The organism is Hymenobacter terricola (assembly GCF_017921975.2).
GTDB lineage: Bacteria > Bacteroidota > Bacteroidia > Cytophagales > Hymenobacteraceae > Hymenobacter > Hymenobacter terricola.
In genome coordinates this window covers 20,812-37,848 of record NZ_JAGEMO020000020.1, presented here as the reverse complement: position 1 = coordinate 37,848, position 17,037 = coordinate 20,812, and the positions used below count along the sequence as shown (strand labels likewise).

16 protein-coding genes are annotated in these 17,037 nt (G+C 60.3%); 8 read left to right on the top strand and 8 right to left on the bottom strand.

Features of this window, described 5'->3' with window-relative positions:
- Window positions 1-170: 170 nt before the first annotated feature.
- From J4G38_RS15330 to J4G38_RS15310, 5 genes are all read right to left on the bottom strand, one after another.
- Window positions 171-1,304 (bottom strand): aspartate aminotransferase family protein, encoded by a 1,134-nt coding sequence (locus tag J4G38_RS15330; RefSeq protein WP_210517818.1) that lies wholly within the window; start codon window positions 1,302-1,304, stop codon window positions 171-173.
- A gap of 9 nt (window positions 1,305-1,313) precedes the next feature.
- Window positions 1,314-1,871 carry a hypothetical protein gene (locus tag J4G38_RS15325; RefSeq protein WP_210517816.1) on the bottom strand — a complete coding sequence of 186 codons (558 nt, stop codon included), beginning with the start codon at window positions 1,869-1,871 and terminating at the stop codon, window positions 1,314-1,316.
- Window positions 1,872-1,946: 75 nt separating this feature from the next.
- Window positions 1,947-2,927, bottom strand: a complete 981-nt coding sequence (gene argC / locus J4G38_RS15320) for an N-acetyl-gamma-glutamyl-phosphate reductase (protein ID WP_210517815.1) — start codon at window positions 2,925-2,927, stop codon at window positions 1,947-1,949.
- The gene (argG, locus tag J4G38_RS15315; protein WP_210517813.1) at window positions 2,917-4,107 is read right to left on the bottom strand and encodes an argininosuccinate synthase; all 1,191 of its coding nucleotides are present in this window, start codon (window positions 4,105-4,107) and stop codon (window positions 2,917-2,919) included. The genes argC and argG overlap by 11 nt, the downstream gene beginning before the upstream one ends.
- Window positions 4,104-4,718 carry a GNAT family N-acetyltransferase gene (locus J4G38_RS15310; protein WP_210517811.1) on the bottom strand — a complete coding sequence of 205 codons (615 nt, stop codon included), beginning with the start codon at window positions 4,716-4,718 and terminating at the stop codon, window positions 4,104-4,106. Before J4G38_RS15310 ends, argG begins: the two co-directional genes overlap by 4 nt.
- A gap of 423 nt (window positions 4,719-5,141) precedes the next feature.
- Between J4G38_RS15310 and argB the strand changes: the two genes are divergently transcribed.
- From argB to J4G38_RS15290, 4 genes are all read left to right on the top strand, one after another.
- The gene (argB, locus tag J4G38_RS15305) at window positions 5,142-5,924 is read left to right on the top strand and encodes an acetylglutamate kinase (RefSeq protein WP_210517809.1); all 783 of its coding nucleotides are present in this window, start codon (window positions 5,142-5,144) and stop codon (window positions 5,922-5,924) included.
- Window positions 5,912-6,979 carry a M20 family metallo-hydrolase gene (locus J4G38_RS15300; protein ID WP_210517807.1) on the top strand — a complete coding sequence of 356 codons (1,068 nt, stop codon included), beginning with the start codon at window positions 5,912-5,914 and terminating at the stop codon, window positions 6,977-6,979. The genes argB and J4G38_RS15300 overlap by 13 nt, the downstream gene beginning before the upstream one ends.
- Window positions 6,980-7,200: 221 nt before the next feature.
- Window positions 7,201-8,523, top strand: coding sequence for an argininosuccinate lyase (gene argH, locus J4G38_RS15295; RefSeq protein ID WP_210517805.1), 1,323 nt, complete (start codon window positions 7,201-7,203; stop codon window positions 8,521-8,523).
- An 85-nt stretch (window positions 8,524-8,608) separates the two neighbouring features.
- A complete protein-coding gene (locus J4G38_RS15290) occupies window positions 8,609-9,484 on the top strand; it encodes a TPM domain-containing protein (RefSeq protein ID WP_210517803.1) in 876 nt (291 codons plus the stop codon).
- Window positions 9,485-9,515: 31 nt separating this feature from the next.
- Here J4G38_RS15290 and J4G38_RS15285 read toward each other — a convergent pair whose 3' ends face one another.
- Both J4G38_RS15285 and J4G38_RS15280 read right to left on the bottom strand, forming a co-directional pair.
- Window positions 9,516-10,370, bottom strand: a complete 855-nt coding sequence (locus J4G38_RS15285) for a hypothetical protein (RefSeq protein ID WP_210517802.1) — start codon at window positions 10,368-10,370, stop codon at window positions 9,516-9,518.
- A 9-nt stretch (window positions 10,371-10,379) separates the two neighbouring features.
- Window positions 10,380-10,841, bottom strand: a complete 462-nt coding sequence (locus J4G38_RS15280; protein WP_210517800.1) for a hypothetical protein — start codon at window positions 10,839-10,841, stop codon at window positions 10,380-10,382.
- A gap of 141 nt (window positions 10,842-10,982) precedes the next feature.
- Here J4G38_RS15280 and J4G38_RS15275 point away from each other — a divergent pair, with 141 nt between their 5' ends.
- On the top strand, window positions 10,983-13,028 hold the full coding sequence (locus tag J4G38_RS15275) for a TonB-dependent receptor plug domain-containing protein (RefSeq protein ID WP_210517799.1): 2,046 nt from the start codon (window positions 10,983-10,985) through the stop codon (window positions 13,026-13,028).
- Window positions 13,029-13,087: 59 nt separating this feature from the next.
- Here J4G38_RS15275 and J4G38_RS15270 read toward each other — a convergent pair whose 3' ends face one another.
- On the bottom strand, window positions 13,088-13,504 hold the full coding sequence (locus J4G38_RS15270; RefSeq protein ID WP_210517797.1) for an EamA family transporter: 417 nt from the start codon (window positions 13,502-13,504) through the stop codon (window positions 13,088-13,090).
- A 234-nt stretch (window positions 13,505-13,738) separates the two neighbouring features.
- Between J4G38_RS15270 and J4G38_RS15265 the strand changes: the two genes are divergently transcribed.
- The 3 genes from J4G38_RS15265 to J4G38_RS15255 all read left to right on the top strand — a co-directional run bounded on the left by J4G38_RS15265 (window position 13,739) and on the right by J4G38_RS15255 (window position 16,921).
- Complete coding sequence (locus tag J4G38_RS15265; protein WP_210517795.1) at window positions 13,739-14,713, top strand: Kelch repeat-containing protein; 975 nt, start codon at window positions 13,739-13,741, stop codon at window positions 14,711-14,713.
- Window positions 14,697-16,073 carry a DUF4270 family protein gene (locus tag J4G38_RS15260; protein WP_210517794.1) on the top strand — a complete coding sequence of 459 codons (1,377 nt, stop codon included), beginning with the start codon at window positions 14,697-14,699 and terminating at the stop codon, window positions 16,071-16,073. The genes J4G38_RS15265 and J4G38_RS15260 overlap by 17 nt, the downstream gene beginning before the upstream one ends.
- 116 nt (window positions 16,074-16,189) lie before the next feature.
- Window positions 16,190-16,921 (top strand): PD-(D/E)XK nuclease-like domain-containing protein, encoded by a 732-nt coding sequence (locus tag J4G38_RS15255; protein ID WP_210517792.1) that lies wholly within the window; start codon window positions 16,190-16,192, stop codon window positions 16,919-16,921.
- The last annotated feature ends 116 nt before the right edge of the window (window positions 16,922-17,037 follow it).

Sequence of the window (17,037 nt, the reverse complement as noted above, 5' to 3'; positions counted from 1 at the left end):
TCGGGGGGGGGGGGCTGGGGGGGGTCGTTGTGGCGTTGCGCCTCACCCCCGGCCCCTCTCCGAAAAGGAGAGGGGAGCCACGGCGGCTTGGGTGTAAAAAGCTAAGACTAAAAGCTAGAAGCTAGTCCCCCCTCTCCTTTTCGGAGAGGGGCCGGGGGTGAGGCGCAACGTCAGGCGGTCACGGAAACCAGCGCATACAGCGCCCCCAGAAACCGGTCAACCTCCGCCTTCGTGATGTTCAGCGGCGGCAGCAGCCGGAGCACCGTGGGGTCGGAGGCGTTGCCCACGAAAATATGGAATTCCGACAGCAGCTTGTCGCGGATTTCCTTGATGGGGAAGTCGTATTTAATGCCCACCATTAGGCCGCGACCGCGAATTTCTTCGGCACCGGCGTGGGCCAGCAGCTCCGTGCGCAGGTAATCGCCTAGCTCGGTGGCGTGGGCCAACAGGTGCTCGTCTTCGATGACTTCGAGCACGGCCAGGGCGGCGGCGCAGGCCAGGTGGTTGCCGCCGAAAGTGGTGCCCAGTAGCCCGTAGGAGGCTTTCAGCTCGGGTGCAATCAGGATGCCGCCGATGGGGAAGCCGTTGCCCATGCCCTTGGCCACGGAAATGATATCGGGCCGGATGCCGGCGTGCTGGTGCGCGAAGAACTCGCCGCTGCGGCCGTAGCCACTCTGTACCTCGTCGGCAATCAGAAGTGCGTTGTGGGCGCCGCACAGAAGCGAGAGGCCTTGCAGGAAGTCATCGGAAGGCATAATGATGCCGCCCACGCCCTGAATCGGCTCGATAATCACAGCGCAGACATCGCCGCCGCGCAGGATTTCGGCTACCGCTTTCAGGTCGTAATCGACGAAGGAAATGGCGTGGTCGGCGTTGAAGGGGGCCACAATTTTGGGGTTGTCGGTGGCGGCTACCGCGCCCGAGGTGCGGCCGTGAAACGCGCCCTTGAATGCTATGACCCGCTTTTTGCCGGTGTGGAACGAGGCCAGCTTTAGCGCATTCTCGTTGGCCTCGGCCCCGGAGTTGCACAGAAACAGCGAGTAATCCGGGTAGCCCGATACGCGGCCCAGCTTCTCGGCCAGCTCGCGCTGAATCGGAATCTGCACCGAGTTGGAGTAAAAGCCGATGTTTCGCAGCTGCTCCGTGAGGCGCTGCACGTAGTGCGGGTGGCTGTGGCCGATGGAAATCACGGCGTGGCCGCCGTAGAAATCCAGGTACTCCTGGCCCTGGTCGTCCCAGAGTTTCGCGCCGAGTGCGCGCACGGGCGTGATGTTGACGAGGGGGTAAACGTTGAAGAGGTCCATGGTTTTTGTCTATTTGCTTTTAGTCCTATCAACATATTCCAGCGTTCCGCCGAAACAAGCACTTTCACCTGATAATATTCCCCGATTAAACAGATTATGAGCAAAATATGCCATCTTACTATTAGGAAGCCGGATTGAATATTTATTCTCTTTTCTGATTGTAGCTACTACTTTATCAAAGTTGAACTCAGCTTGAATCTTAGTAACTCCCCCTGGATTGTATTTCAAAAATGAGATATTTTCTAAGGCTTTTTTATTCTTAAACTCAAAATATCTATTCCTTCTGTTTTTAGCAAAATTCAAAACTTTCTGTTCTCCTTTGCTGTCATAGTCTGCGTCAAGCTCGATATGCAAAGCCCCGGAAACGAAATTTCCTTTTGTGCATATCTCTTTAGTCAGGCCTGTGTTCAAGTCTTTCACTTTGATGACTGTGAAATAATTAAACGTCGAATTATTTTCGAGTGCTGCAAGAAAATTTAAGAATTTTTCAGTATCAATGTCTCTGCTTCTATAGCTTGATAGCGGCAGCATCAGTAACAGTGCGACTATAGAGGCGAGACGAGTCACGAGGTTAAGGGCTTTAAATTATTCAACGAAGCGGTAGAGATGCTTCGACTTCGCTCAGCATGACGTTCTGTTAGCCTAAAAAAACGAAGCCTTACTCATCAACCCCGTCGTTTCCGGCAGGCCAAACAGCAGATTCATATTCTGCACCGCCTGGCCCGACGCGCCTTTCACCAGATTATCAATTACCGAGGTAATCAATAATTGCTTGCCCTGTTTCTGCACGTGCAGCAGGCATTTGTTGGTGTTCACCACCTGCTTCAAATGAATTTCCTTGTCCGAAACCGTGGTAAACGGCGCGTCGGCGTAGAAATTCCGGTACAGCTCCCGCGCCTCGTCCTGCGTCAAATCCGAGGGCGTGTAGACGCTGGCGAAAATGCCCCGCGAGAAATTGCCACGGTAGGGGATGAAGTGAATTTCAGAATCTGACTGTGGCTGGAACTGCGCCAGACTCTCGCCGATTTCGCCGAGGTGCTGGTGCGTAAATGGCTTGTAGATGGACACGTTGTTGGTGCGCCACGAGAAATGCACCGTTTCCGCCAGGCTCTGGCCCGCGCCGGTCGAGCCGGTGATGGCCGAAACGTGGATGTCGTCGGTGAGCTTGCCGGCCTTGGCCAGCGGCAGTAATGCCAGCTGAATGGCCGTGGCGAAACACCCGGGATTCGCAATGTTCCGGGCCTGCTGGATGCGGCTTTTGTTCAGCTCCGGCAGACCGTAGACGAACTCACGACCTTCAAACCCGGCATCGGCCGTCAGGCGGAAATCGTTGCTCAGGTCGATGATGTGCGTGGTTTCGGGCAGCGCGTTTTTGTGCAGCCAGGCTTTGGAATTGCCGTGGCCCAGGCACAGAAACACCACGTCCTCGTCGCCGACCAGCTCGGAGGCAAAGGTCAGGTCGGTTTCGCCCACGAGGTCGTCGTGCACCTGGTACACCGGGTTGCCCGCGTTCGACGAGCTCACGATGCCGCCCAGCTCTACGAACTCGTGGTGCAGCAGAATGCGAATCAGCTCGCCGGCCGTGTAGCCGGCCCCGCCCACGATGCCGGCCTTAATTTTCATCGTGCAGGCTGGCGCTAATTTTCAGCTGGTTGCCAAAAATCTTGATAAAACCACGGGCGTCGCGGGCATCCCAGGCGTTGTTTTCCTCGCCGTAGGTCGCCACTTTCGACTGCATCATATCGTATTTCGACTCGATGCCGAGCAACTCAAATTGATACGGCTTTAGGTTGACGAACACCTTGCCTGAAACGTGGCTCTGCGACGATTCCAGGAAGGCCTCCATGTCGCGCATCACTGGGTCAAGGTATTGAGCTTCATGCAACAAGGTGCCATACCAGTTGGCGATGTAGTCCTTGTGCAGCAGCTGCCAGCGGGTGCTGGTGTGCTTCTCCAGCAAATGGTGCGCCTTAATGAGGATGAGCGGCGCGGGAGCCTCAAAACCCACCCGACCCTTGATGCCCAGGATGGTATCGCCCACATGAATATCGCGGCCGATGGCGAAGGCCGAGCCCAACTCGTTCAGCTTTTGAATCAGGGCCACCGGGTCCATCGTTTCGCCATTCAGCGCCACGGGCTCGCCTTTTTCGAAGGTGATTTCCACGCGCTCCGAATCCTGCCGCTGCAATTGCGACGGGTAGGCACTTTCCGGTAGCGCCTCGTGTGAGGTCAGCGTTTCGACGCCGCCCACGCTGGTGCCCCAGATGCCTTTATTGATGGAGTAGCGGGCCTTTTCCCAGCTCATCTCGAAGCCCGCTTTTTGCAGGTACTCAATCTCCGCCTGGCGCGACAGCTTCAGGTCGCGGATGGGCGTAAGGATTTCGGTTTTGGGGGAGATGACTGAAAAGGCCACGTCGAAGCGCACCTGGTCGTTGCCGGCTCCGGTGCTGCCGTGCACGATGTAGTCGGCCTCATTGGCGCGGGCGTACTCGGCAATGGCCAGCGACTGGAACATGCGCTCGGCGCTCACGCTCAGCGGGTAGGTGTCGTTTTTCAGCACGTTGCCGAACAGCAGGTAGCGCAGGCAGTCGCGGTAGAAGCGCGTGGTTACGTCAATTACCTCGTGCTTCACCGAGCCCAGCTCGTAGGCGCGCTTCTCGATGGCGGTCAGCTCCTCGGCCGTGAAGCCGCCGGAATTGACGATGACGGTGTGCACTTCCAGGCCGAGGTCGCGCGACAGATACACAGCGCAAAACGAGGTGTCGAGGCCGCCGCTATAGGCGAGAATGGCTTTTTTCTTCATGATGCAGAATCGGATGCGGAGTCAGGGGAAATGGATTGAGAAGCAGCGGCTTCGGCGGCGAAATCGGGTACCTGGAGTTGCACGAGGGCATCGGGTGCTTCGAACAGCATGCCCGTGCAGAGGCACATTTTGCGCTCGTTCTCCATCAGGATACCATAGTTTTTGCAGCTCTTGCAGCCTTTCCAGAAGTCTTCGCTGGTGGTAAGCTCCGAGAACGTGACGGGCTCGTAGCCGAGGTCGGTGTTGATTTTCATCACCGCCAGGCTGGTTGTAATACCAAAAATCTTGGCCTGCGGGTACTTGGTGCGCGAGAGTTCGAACACGGCCTGCTTGATGGCCCGTCCCACGCCGCCCTTGCGGATTTCGGCGTTCACAATCAGACCCGAGTTGACGACAAAAGTCTTATCGTCAAAGGTTTCGATGTAGCAAAAACCCGCCAGGTCGCCGTCGACAAAGGCGATGATGCCGTCACCGCTGGCCATCTTTTTGGCCACGTAGGCCGGCTCGCGCTTGGCGATACCGGTGCCGCGCGTTTTGGCCGACTCGACATACCATTGGCATAATTGTTCAGCGTACTGAGCGTCCGCCTCCGTTGCAACCCGAATTGTCATTGATTATAAGATACTTAGGGATAGATGCGTGGCTGTCCGGAAACCCGTTGTAGTTTATACGGGGGATTCCTGCTAAAGCCCAAACCTGTCTGTAAGTTGAGCGGATACTGGCCCGGCTCAAAAGGGCTGGCCAAGGGGCCAACATGCGGCTGTTGAAGCCGCTAGGGTCGTCGCACCAGAGCGCAAGCCGTTTTGCACACGCCAGCCACCCCGCGCCAAGCGGCGGAAGTAAGCATCGGGGACATGGAAACGGGGAGGGGCATGGCCAAAACTATGTCGATTCGGCGCTCTAACGAAGCAGCGAACCAAGTGGTTCAATTCTGCCGCAAAGGTAAAAGCCCCTACTTTTGCCTGCAACCTTTCTCGTATTATTTTTGAATTAACCGCCGCCGGCCTTCGGGGCTGGGTGTATGTGAAGCAGTGATGAAGCGCGAATTAAAAATATTTAAAATAGGCGGCGGCATAATTGACCACGAGTCGGATTTGCAGGAATTTCTGCGGCTATATTCCGAAATAAGCGGCCCGAAAATATTGGTGCACGGCGGCGGCAAAGGCGCCAGCGAAATGATGAAGAATTTGGGCATCGCCCCGAAAATGGTTAATGGCCGAAGAATTACGGACGCCGTCGCCCTGGACTTGGTGACGATGTTCTACGCCGGCAAGACCAATAAGCAAATTGTAGTAGCCTTGCAAAGCCACGGTGTCAATGCCTTGGGCCTCAGTGGTGCCGATGGAAACGTGATTCAAGCGGTGAAGCGGCCGGTGCGCGAAATCGACTATGGCTTTGTCGGCGATTTGAGCGAGGCCAGCGTGAATACAAACCTTATTCATCAGTTTCTAATGCTGGGATTGACGCCGGTATTCTGCCCAATTAACCACGACGGGCACGGCCAGCTATTAAATACCAACGCAGACACAATTGCTGCTTCGGTAGCTAAGGCTCTGAGCAAGCAATACGCGGTAGCGCTGCATTTCTGCTTCGAAAAGCGAGGCGTGCTGACCGACGTGGCTGACGAGAATTCCGTGATTACAAAAATCAATCTGGCTGATTACGCTGAATTGAAAGAAAGCGGAATTATTGCCGATGGGATGCTGCCGAAATTAGAAAATGCGTTTGATGCCTTGCAATTCGGCGTCGATAAAGTAATAATTGAGCATGCATTGTACATCAACGAGGAATTAAAAACGACGTTATGTCTGAATTAATAAATCGGCTGAGCAATGACGCCATTGACTTGTTAGTTCGGCTGATTCAGACGCCTTCCTTTTCGCGGGAAGAAGCCAATACCGCGTCGCTAATTCAGGAGTTCCTGGCGGCGCATGGCATAACGGCGAAACACCGGCAGAATAATGTGTGGGCCGTTTCGCAGCACTTCGACGGGCGTAAGCCCACCATCTTGCTCAACTCGCACCACGACACCGTGAAGCCCGGTGCGGGCTGGAAATACGACCCCTTCGGCGCGGTGCTGGAAGGGGATAAATTGACCGGTCTGGGGAGCAACGATGCGGGTGCTTCGGCGGTGAGTTTGCTGGCCGCTTTCCGGTATTTCCAGGGCAAGTCGAATGCGTTTAATTTAATTTGCGCCATTACGGCGGAAGAGGAAATTTCGGGTGCTAATGGTATTCGTGGCGTGCTGCCGGAATTCGGGAAAATTGACTTGGGAATTGTCGGCGAGCCCACGGGCATGAACCTGGCCGTTGCCGAAAAAGGCTTGATTGTGCTGGATGCGACAGCGCACGGCAAAACCGGCCACGCCGCCCGCGAGGAAGGCGAAAATGCCCTTTACAAAGCGCTGGACGATATTCAGTGGCTGCGGAAGCACCAGTTTTCGCAGGTATCGCCGTTGCTGGGGCCGGTGAAAACGACGGTGACGCAAATCAGCGCCGGCACGCAGCACAATGTGGTGCCCGACCGGTGCCAGTTTGTAATTGACGTACGCACGAACGAGCTGTATCAGAACCAGGAAATTGTCGATTTCCTGCGAGCAAATTTGGAATCGGAAATTGTGCCTCGCTCCACGCATTTAAATTCCTCCCGAATTAGTGAAAATCACCCGCTTATTCGAAAGGGTTTGGCGATGGGCAAGACGATGTACGGCTCGCCGACGCTGTCGGACCAGTCGATGATGCCGTTTGAAACGGTGAAAATGGGACCGGGCGAAAGTGCCCGCTCGCACACTCCGGACGAGTTTATTCTGGTGAGTGAGATACGGGCGGGCATTCGGGATTACATCGAATTACTGAGCGGGCTGGAATTATAGGCTATGCGCCTGTCCAAGTAAAAAGTACGTCATGCTCATCTGGCGTTCGCGTAGCCGCAGTATCTCGCGTGGAGTAGTAATTCAAATCCTTCAACCGTTTTGATTACCTCAGCTGGCTGCGCCTTGCAGTGGGATAAATGCGCCGAATTATTGGCTGGATGAGTTGGCTATGTGCCGGGCAGCAATGGGCAACTGTTGAGGCCGGCCCTACCTTTGCGCCCATGAAAATCTGGGAAAAAGGCATTGCCGTTGATAAGAAAATCGAGCAGTTCACCGTGGGGCACGACCGGGAGCTGGACCTTTATTTGGCCAAGTTCGATGTGCAGGCTTCCAAAGCGCAGGCCAATATGCTGGCCAAAGTTGGGCTGATTTCTGAAGCGGAGAACCAGCAGCTACAGCAGGGCCTGGGCGAGCTGGCGGCCGAGGTAGAGACCGGTACCTTCACCATTGGAGAGGAATTTGAGGACGTGCACTCCAAAATCGAATATTATTTGACCGAGAAATATGGCGATGCGGGCAAGAAAATCCACACGGCCCGCTCGCGCAATGACCAGGTTTTGACGGCCATTCAGCTGTTTTTGAAAGATTATACCGAGCAGATTTCGACCAAAATACTGGCGCTGGCGGAGGTGTTGCTGCAAAAGGCCGAGGCGCATAAAAATGACCTGCTGCCGGGCTACACGCACTTTCAGGCGGCGATGCCGAGCAGCTTCGGGCTGTGGTTTTCGGCGTATGCCGAGCATTTGCTGCTGGATTTGGCGTTGTTTGAGGCGGCACATAAGGTGGCTGACCAAAACCCGCTGGGCTCGGGCGCGGGCTTCGGGAGCAGCTTCCCGATTGACCGCGAGATGACGACCCGGGAAATGGGTTTCGGCAGCGTGGCGGTGAGTGCGGTGGGCGCGCAGATGCTGCGGGGCAAGACGGAGAAAACGCTGGCCTTTGCCATTGCGGGCGCGGCGGGCACGCTGGGCAAGCTGGCGTATGATTTGGTGCTGTACAACAGCCAGGATTTGGGCTTCGTGAACCTGCCCAAGGAGTTCACGACGGGCTCCAGCATCATGCCGCACAAGAAAAATCCCGACGTGTTTGAGTTGGTGCGCGGCCACGCCAACCGCCTGCAGGCGCTGCCCAACGACATTATTCTGGCCACCAGCAACCTGCCCAGCGGCTACCACCGCGACTTCCAGCTGCTGAAGGAGCTGCTGTTTGGGCCGATGCTGCAGTTTGCTGATTTGCTGGATATGCTGCTGTTTGCGCTGCCCGAAATCCAGATTAAGGAGGGCGTGATTGAGCAGGCGAAATACGACCCGATATTTTCGGTCGAGAATATTAATCAACTGATTATTGCCGGGGTGCCGTTTCGGGATGCTTACCAGCAGGTGGGGCGGGCCGTGGAAGACGGCAGCTACGTGCCGCACCGCGAGTTTCAGACCACGCATTTGGGCAGCATTCACAACCTGGGGCTGGCCGAGATTGCGGCGAAAGTGCAGCGCTGGCGGGAGGAGAGCGCGCTATTTAGCGCTGGCAAGGGGCCGGGTTTGTAGATGGATGCGCTGAAGAAAGAGGCGCAGCCGGGCTTTGCACCAGAATAATTGCCGTAGCTTGGCGCGGTGCTTAGGAACAGTCTTTATGGCCGGTAAAAACAGGGCTTGGCGCCCGCTCAGCTACATATTTGTTACCTGGCTGCTGGTGGGGCTGGTGTTCTCGGCGGCCGCGGGCGTGCCCGTTTCTGAACTGCCGCCACGGCCGCACCCGGCGCGCTTCGTCAATGATTTGGCGGGGGTGCTGCGGCCCGAGCAGGCGCGGGCCCTGGAGCAGAAGCTGCACGCTTACCAGGATTCAACTTCGACCCAGCTGGTGGTGGTGCTGCTGCACTCGACCGGCGCCTACGAGGTGGCCGACTATGCCCAGCAGCTGGGCGTGGCCTGGGGCGTGGGGCAGAAGGGCCAAAACAACGGCCTGGTTATTCTGGCCGCCATCGACCAGCACCGCATGGCCATCGAAACCGGCTACGGCATGGAAGCCACCATCACCGATGCGCTGACGAACGACATCATGCGCGAGCAGTTTCAGCCCAATTTCCGGCGGGGCGACTACTACGCGGGCCTCGATGCGGGCGTGGACGTGCTGATGCAACACGCCAGGGGCGAGTTTGAAGCCGCGCCGGACGTGGCCCGGAGCGTCCACATTCCGTGGTGGTTCCGGCTGCTGGCGGGCGTATTCGGATTGGTGGTGCTGGCGGCGGTATTTTATGGAGTGCGGCGGGCCTGGGGGGCACTGACGGGCAGCGGCAGCCAAGGGAAAAAAGGCAGTCCGGCACTCGCCAAAAGCTCCCGGCGCGGGGCCGCGCGTCGCAAGCCGGCCAGGTCAACTGCGGCGGAATCTTCGTTTTTCGGCTTCTCTGCTTCGGATTCCGATTCCAGCTCGTCTTCGGACTCGTCATCCGATAGTTCCGATTTTGGCGGCGGCGACTTCGGTGGCGGGGGCAGCAGCAGCGACTGGTAGCGTCTTTTTGAACCGCACCAATCCCGGCTCACTACCACTCCACGGCCACGCCCAGGGTGTATTGGTTGCCCGAATACACGTTGCGCAGCTTGCCGAAACCGGTGGCGGCATCGGCGGTGACGGACAGCAGCTTGGTGAAATTGTAGCTCGCCCCGAGGCTGGCGGTGGAGTAGGCCACGCCCTCGCCGAGGCCGATTTTGTTGAGCTTGCTGGGGTCGGGGGCGTGCACGTTGTCGAGGGTGCGGGCGGAGGCGGTGAGCCAGAGCTTGTCGAAAAACTTGTAGCCGACTTGCGCGCCGTAGGTGTACTGGTCGGTGAAACCGGCGGTGCGGGTGTTGTAGCCGGCATCAAGGGTGATGAAGGCGGGGGTTTTGCCGAGGGAGTGGGAGAGGGCGGCGCGGGTCCAGATGTTCCACTGGCCGTTGCCGGTGGGCAGGTACACGAAATTGGCGGGGTCGTTCTGGTAGAGGCCCACGGCGTTGGGGTTGCCGAGCGGGGCCTGGGCGGCTACGGACACCGCCAGCGGCCATTTGCCGGTGAGTACGCCGTAGCGCAGGCCGAATTCGGGGTCGCCCACGCCCTGGCCGGGGCTGGTGTCGGGGAAGGTGGCGCGGCGGAAAAAGGGGAAGTTCAGGGTGGCTTCGAGGCGGTTGGTGAGGCCGTATTCGCCGTAGATGCTGTACACCTGCTGCTTGAATTGGGCGGTGCTGATGGTGCCGCCTTCCAGCGGGTGGTACCGGGTGGTGTTGGCCAGCGTGAGGCCGACTTTCACGTAGCCGTGGCCTTGCTGGCGCGTCCAGCCGCCACCGGCCTGGGCGGGAGAGTAGGCGAGCAGGGCGGCGCTGATAATCAGCAAAGAAATCAGCCGGGAGTAGGGGTGAGGCATGGCTTTGAGTTAGTGCAGCGCGGCGGCGCCGAAGTTGTATTGCGCGGGGTCGCAGTGCAGGATGACGTGCGAGAAGCCGGCCGACATGCCGGTGATGGGCAGCAGCTGCGCCCCCGATTGCGTGATGGTGCCCACGCGCAGCACGCTGGCCGGGTCGGCGGCCCGCTGGTTGCGAACCAGGTCATTCGACTTGGCCAGGTAAATGCCCAGCGAGCCGGTGTGGAAATCGGTGTGGAAGTCGGCATTGAACCGGATGAATTCGGCTCCGTCGACCGTTTTTACAATGTCCAGCGTGCCGCCGCTCGACACGCCGCCCTGGGCCATCACGGTGCCCATGCGCAACGTGGTGTACAGGCCGGTGGGCGCCGCCGGGGTAGGGTCGGGAGCGGTGGCTTTGCTGCAGCCAGCCAAGCTGAGGCTGGCGACTGCCAGGACCGGCAGCATAAATCGGAAGAGAAGGCGCTTTTTCATCAGGCTGGGACAGAATGGTTCTGACCGGCCAGACGCAGGGCGGCGTCAATCCTTACACGCAGAGCGAAAACAGGTTTCCTACAAATTTGCCTTGGTGGGATGCACTAATTTTGCAGGCTTTTTGGTGCCTGAATTTTTTCTATGCGTCCTCCTTTTACGGTTCGTTTCGCTCCTATTCTGGGGTTGCTGCTGGCCCTGGTGCCACCGTTGCGGAGCCAGGCCCAGAGCCCGCGCGTGGTGCTGCGCGACTCGCTGCGGCCAGCGCCCAGCCACCACGAAATTGAGGAAGAAGTGCTGGTGACGGCCACCCGCACCAACTCGCGCATCGAGAACCTGCCCACCCGCGTGGAAGTGCTGGGCCCCGAGGAAATGGAGGAGGAAAGCAGCATCAAGCCGGCCAGCATTGCCAGTCTGTTCGGCGATATCGCGGGCACCCAGATTCAGCCCACGTCGCCAACCACCGGCAACCTCGATTTGCGCTTGCAGGGCCTGCCGGGGCAATACACCCAGATTCTTCGCGACGGTGTGCCGCTGTACGGCGGCTTCGCGGGCTCGTTTGGGCTGCTCACCGTGCCGCCGCTCGACCTGAAACAGGTGGAATTAATCAAGGGCTCGAACTCGACGCTGTACGGCGGCGGGGCCATTGCCGGCCTGGTGAACCTGGTGAGCAAAACGCCCACGCCGGGCACGCCGCAGTACGCCGCCAGCCTCAACCAAACCACCCTGCGCGAGACGGATTTGAACGGTTTTGCGGCCCGGCGCGGGGCGCGCTGGGGCTATTCGGTGTTTGTGGGGCTGGTGAGCCAGAAGGAAAAGGACGTGGACGGCGACGGCTTCGTGGACGTGCCCCGGGTGCGCAACCTGAACCTGCACCCGCGCCTGTTTTTCTACCCCAATGCCCACAGCCAGGTAGCGCTGGGCTACACCGGCACCGTGGAAAGCCGCCGCGCCGGCGACGCGCAGGTGCTCAAAAATGGGCCCGACGCGGCCACCGGTCATTTATTCTACGTCGACAACACCAGCCTGCGCAACACCGCCGACCTGGTCTACACCAACGACGAGCTGGCCGGTGGCCGCCTCACCATCAAAGCCGTGGTGACGGATTTCGTGCGGGACGTGAGCACCAATTCCGATGCCTTCACGGCCTACCAAACCACGTATTACACCGAGGCCAGCTACCTGCACGCCGCCGGGGCCCGCCACACCATCGTGCTGGGCCTGAACGCCAACGGCGAGCAGCTGGCCTCCTTCAACCGCAGCGCCACGCCCTTGCGCAGCCCCTACAGCTACCACGCGCTGGGCGCGTTTGTGCAGGACGACTGGTGCCTGCTGCCCCGCCTGAGCCTGCAGGCCGGCCTGCGCCTCGACCACCACAACCAGTACGGCAGCTTCCTGCTGCCCCGATTGGCCCTGCTCTACCGGGCCAGTGGTGCCGTGACGGCCCGCCTCAACGGCGGCTTGGGCTACCGCGCGCCGGTGCCCTACATCAATAGCCTCGATGAGCGCGACTACCCGTTGATAAGGCCTTTGCAGGGCGTGAGCGCCGAAACCTCGCTGGGCGTGAACGGCGACGTGAACTACCAGCACACCTTTTTGGGCTTTGATGAGCCGCTGGTGGTCAACGTGAATCAATCGTTCTTCTACACCCGGCTCGGCAACCCGCTGGTGCTCGATGGCCTGGGCTTTGCCGGCCCGTTCGGGGCGAATTTCCTGACCTGGCAGAATGCCGCCGCGCCGCTCTCCACCCGCGGCCTGGAAACCTACGTGCGCCTGCGGGCCGATGAAACGGAGCTTTACCTGGGCTACGTTTTCACCGATGCCCGCCGGCAGTACGACGCCGTGAACCAGCACCTGCCGCTGGCGGCCCGGCACAAGTTCGCGGCCATGGGCCTGGTCGAGTTCAGCGACCATTTCAGCGCCGGGCTGGAGGCGTCCTACATCGGCCAGCAATACCTCGCCGACGGCCGCCTCACGCCGGGCTACCCGCTTTTTGCCGCGCTGCTCCGCTACCACGCTGGCCCCTGGACGGTGGCCCTGAACGGCGAAAACCTGCTCGACTACCGCCAGACCCGCCAGGAAAAAGTAGTGCAGACGCCACTGGGCAGCCCCATTTTCAGCCAGCTGTGGGCCCCGGTGGAAGGGCGGGTATTCAATGTCTCAGTGACGTGGCGTTGGACGCGTAGTTAGTTGTCAGTTGTTGGAAGTAGTGACTGAATCGTCAAGCCTGACAGCTAACAGTTAATGCTTTACGCCCACACCAGCACCACGGTGCCGGCTAGGATGAGCCCCGCGCCCAGCGCGCCGCGCACCGAAATGGTTTCGCCCAGAAACACCACTGCCAGCAGCAGCGACAGGGCCACGCTCAGCTTGTCAACCGGGGCTACTTTGGTGACGGGCCCCAGCTTGAGGGCGCGGAAGTAGCAGAGCCACGAGGCCCCCGTGGCCAGCCCCGACAGCACCAGAAACAGCCAGGTCCGCTGCGTGAGGGCCGGCAGCCCGGCCGTGGCCCCGCGCGCGATGGCGATGCCCCAGGCCAGCAGCAGGATAACCACGGTGCGGATGGCCGTGGCCAAATCAGAGTCAACGCCTTTGATGCCGATTTTGGCAAATATGGCGGTGAGGGCCGCAAAAAAGGCCGAGAGCAGGGCGTAGGGAATCCACATGGGGAGGAGGAGTGGGAAAGCGAAAAAGACGCGGGGGCTGAGATGCCAAAGCCGTTTACGAAACCTTTGGGTTGGGCGATGATAGTTGCCGGTTCAGGGGTGGAAAAGTGGGGATTGGGATAAAAAAGAGCAGTTGGCTGGAACGGGTTTGCAACCAGAAATCGCCGCGTAGGGCTCTCTGGTCATATCTCACCATTCATTTTCGGTATGAAAATAACCCGTTTACTAGCAGTTTTGCTGCTGCTCCTTTTGCCAGCGCTCAACAGCTGCACCAAAGATTCTACCACCGTCGATTACGTCATTGGGGCGTGGTACAACCGCTCTCAGTTTGAGGGCCTAGCCCGCAACGCAGCCGTGAGCTTTGTGATTGGCGACAAGGCCTACGTGGGCCTGGGCACCGACGGCACGGCCAAGTACACCGATTTCTGGGAGTTCACGCCCAGCACCAATACCTGGCGGCAGCGGGCCGCGTTTCCGGGCGCGGGGCGCTACCAGGCCGTGGCCTTTGCGGCCAATGGCAAAGGCTACGTGGGCACCGGCTACGACGGCCTGAACCGGCTGAGCGACTTCTGGGAATTCAACCCCACCACCAATGCCTGGACCCGTAAGGCCGACTTCGCGGGGAGTGCCCGCTACGGGGCCGTGGCCTTCGCCCTCAACGACAAGGGCTACGTGGGCACCGGCTACGACGGCAACTACAAGAAAGACTTCTGGCAGTACGACCCCCTGGCGGATGCCTGGACGCAGAAGCCCAGCTTCGGCGGCAACAAGCGGCTGGGGGCCGTGGCTTTTGTGGCCAATAACGAAGGCTACATCTGCACCGGCCTCGACAACGGCACCTACCAAACCGACAACTGGAGCTACAACCCGAGCACCGAGGCCTGGACCGAGCACCGCAAGCTGGAAGGCACCGATACCAACGGCAACGGGCTGGATTTCAGCGCCTTGCCCCGCGCCTACGGGGTCGCGTTCAACATCGGCAACACCGGCTACGTGGCCCTGGGCAACAAAGACGCGCTGCTCACCAGCTGCTGGGCCTACAGCCCGACGGACGATAAATGGTACCAGAAAACGGATTTTGGCGGGTCGGCGCGCACGTCGGCCGTGGGTTTTGGGCTGGGCAACTACGGCTACGTGACGCAGGGCGCCAACGGCAGCACCCGCTACGACGACCTTTGGGAATTGCAGCCCGATGCCGATGTGGACTAAGCCGCCGACCCGCGCCGCCACCCCGCCCGGCCGCAAGAAAACCGAACCCCTCGGGCCGCTGCTGCGGCTCTTGCTGGCGCTGCTGCTGGCCACGGCCTTCACCGCCTGCGACCCGGCCGGCAACATCACCGTCGCGCTGCCCCCGACCAGCGCCGGCAGCAGCGGCTATTACGTGGACACGCTCACGGTGCGCATGGCCACGGTGTGGCACGATTCGGTGGTGACTTCGACCAGCGGCAACCTGCTGGTGGGCCGCTACCGCGACCCGCGCCTGGGCACTATCACGGCCCGCAGCTATTTCCAGGTTGGCATAGGGGCGGCGTATGTGCCCAGCAGCGACGAGGTATTCGACTCGCTCGTGCTGGTGCTGAAGCCCGACGGCTACCGCTACGGCGACACCACTCACCTGCAAACCGTGGAGGTGCACCGCCTGCGCGACCCGCTGGAAACCGCCAAAACGTACTACGCCTTCAACCAGCTGGGCTACGATGCCGCCGTGCTCAACCAGGGCGCCAGTGCCCGGCCGTTTCGGGCCCAGTCCAGCCTGCGCACCCTGCGCCTGCGCCTGGCCGATGCCCTGGGCCAGGAGCTGCTGACCACCGGCCAGGCCGGCCGCCTCACCACCGGGGCCGAGGTGAACGACCGGCTGGCCGGCCTCGTGCTCACGCCCGCCGCCACCGACGACGCGGCCCTGCTGCGCAGCCAAATAAGCTCCGATGGCAGCGCCGCGCTCATCCTGTACACCCATTCGCCCAGCGACCCCGGTACGGCCTTGGTGGAAAACTTCACGCTGGCTAACGGCACGAAGCACTTTTACCAGGTCACGGCCGACCGCACGGGCACGCTGCTCGCGCCGCTCACCGCCTCGCTGCAGGCCCTTGATGTGGCCCAGACCGCGCAGGAAGCCTACATCGACGGGGCGCTGGGCCTGCAAACCAAGCTGGAAATCCCCTATCTGGCCACCCTGCGCACCTTTGGCTCGCGGCTCACCATCGTGCAGGCCTACGTTGCGCTCGAAGTGGTGCCGGGCACGGATACCCGCTACCTGCCCCCGCCCAGCGCCCTCACGGCGTACCTGAGCGGGCGCGGCAACCAGCAGGGCCTGGCCGTTGGCAGCAGCACCAGCGGGGCGCTCAGCATCCCGTTCCAAAGCGGCACCTCAACCCTCACGGGCCTGGAAACCGGCTTTTACACCCTGCCCGTTACCGACTATTGCCAGGCCGTGGTCAGCCGCACGCTGGACAATAACGGCCTCTTGTTGGTATCGGGGGCGCCCGGCAGCCCGGAGCGCGTGGCCCTGGGCGGCCCCCGGCGCGCCGAAAATCGGCTGAAGCTGGCGCTGTATTTTCTGAATCAATAACCGGTTGATAGTGAAGGGTTGGGGCAGGGGCTGCTTGCTGCGTTGCGGCCGGCAGCCCCTTTTTTGGTGGCCGGGCCTGTCACCAATCGGTAGGGTTTGCAGTTATAGGCTATATTATGACCATGCCCGCAACGCCCGCCCGCCGCCCCGACCTGCTGCGCCTCGACTACGACACGTACCGCGCCCTGCCCGCCATCGCCAACTCGGACCTCTCGCGCCTGCGCGACGCCCTCGACGGCCGCCCGCCGCGCACCCCGGCCACGTCCAACGAAGGCGCGCTGAGCTTCGGCACCGCGTTTCACACCGCCTTGCTGGAGCCGGCCGACTACGTGGCCGGCCAGCCCGGCCTGAACGATACGCTGGTGTGGTGGCTGGTGGACGGCGTGAAGCTCAACACCCACCTGAACGAGCTGCTGGCCCAGGGCCAGTCCGAAGTCAGCGTGCTTTTCACTGAGCCCGAAACCGACACGCTCTGCAAGCTGCGCGCCGACCTCGTGGTGAGCCAGCCCGGCGAGGCCTTCACCATCATCGACTTCAAAACCACCAACGCCCGCGACGCCGACCACTTCCTCTGGCAGTGCTCGGCCTACGACTACGACCGCCAAGCCGCCTTCTACACCGACGCCCTCCGCGCCGACCGGTTCCTACTGGTAGGCGTGCAAAAAATAGAGCCCTTCGGCGTCTTCACCATCGAAGTAAGCGAGCAGATGCTGGCCGAGGGCCGCCAGAAATACCAGCGTCTCCTGCGCCTCCTCAAGGCCCCCGCCACCGCGCCCGCCTACCGCGCCGAAGCTGTGCAGGCCGCCGTGGATTCCCTCGGACTGGGACATGACGATGACACCCGCTAAGCCAGGCCAGACGGAATTCAAGACAATAAAAAGCCCTTCTTAATCCTGAGAAGGGCTTTTTATTGTCTTTGAGATTTTACTTACTAATTAGTAAGTAAGTCGTATATTTGTCTCGT

What these genes read in the sequence shown, in the direction of transcription:
- J4G38_RS15330 (WP_210517818.1), bottom strand. Translation starts at nt 1,304, where the DNA reads ATGGACCTCTTCAACGTTTACCCCCTCGTCAACATCACGCCCGTGCGC.
- argC (WP_210517815.1), bottom strand. Translation starts at nt 2,927, where the DNA reads ATGAAAATTAAGGCCGGCATCGTGGGCGGGGCCGGCTACACGGCCGGC.
- argG (WP_210517813.1), bottom strand. Translation starts at nt 4,107, where the DNA reads ATGAAGAAAAAAGCCATTCTCGCCTATAGCGGCGGCCTCGACACCTCG.
- J4G38_RS15310 (WP_210517811.1), bottom strand. Translation starts at nt 4,718, where the DNA reads ATGACAATTCGGGTTGCAACGGAGGCGGACGCTCAGTACGCTGAACAA.
- argB (WP_210517809.1), top strand. Translation starts at nt 5,142, where the DNA reads ATGAAGCGCGAATTAAAAATATTTAAAATAGGCGGCGGCATAATTGAC.
- J4G38_RS15300 (WP_210517807.1), top strand. Translation starts at nt 5,912, where the DNA reads ATGTCTGAATTAATAAATCGGCTGAGCAATGACGCCATTGACTTGTTA.
- argH (WP_210517805.1), top strand. Translation starts at nt 7,201, where the DNA reads ATGAAAATCTGGGAAAAAGGCATTGCCGTTGATAAGAAAATCGAGCAG.
- J4G38_RS15290 (WP_210517803.1), top strand. Translation starts at nt 8,609, where the DNA reads ATGGCCGGTAAAAACAGGGCTTGGCGCCCGCTCAGCTACATATTTGTT.
- J4G38_RS15285 (WP_210517802.1), bottom strand. Translation starts at nt 10,370, where the DNA reads ATGCCTCACCCCTACTCCCGGCTGATTTCTTTGCTGATTATCAGCGCC.
- J4G38_RS15280 (WP_210517800.1), bottom strand. Translation starts at nt 10,841, where the DNA reads ATGAAAAAGCGCCTTCTCTTCCGATTTATGCTGCCGGTCCTGGCAGTC.
- J4G38_RS15275 (WP_210517799.1), top strand. Translation starts at nt 10,983, where the DNA reads ATGCGTCCTCCTTTTACGGTTCGTTTCGCTCCTATTCTGGGGTTGCTG.
- J4G38_RS15270 (WP_210517797.1), bottom strand. Translation starts at nt 13,504, where the DNA reads ATGTGGATTCCCTACGCCCTGCTCTCGGCCTTTTTTGCGGCCCTCACC.
- J4G38_RS15260 (WP_210517794.1), top strand. Translation starts at nt 14,697, where the DNA reads ATGCCGATGTGGACTAAGCCGCCGACCCGCGCCGCCACCCCGCCCGGC.
- J4G38_RS15255 (WP_210517792.1), top strand. Translation starts at nt 16,190, where the DNA reads ATGACCATGCCCGCAACGCCCGCCCGCCGCCCCGACCTGCTGCGCCTC.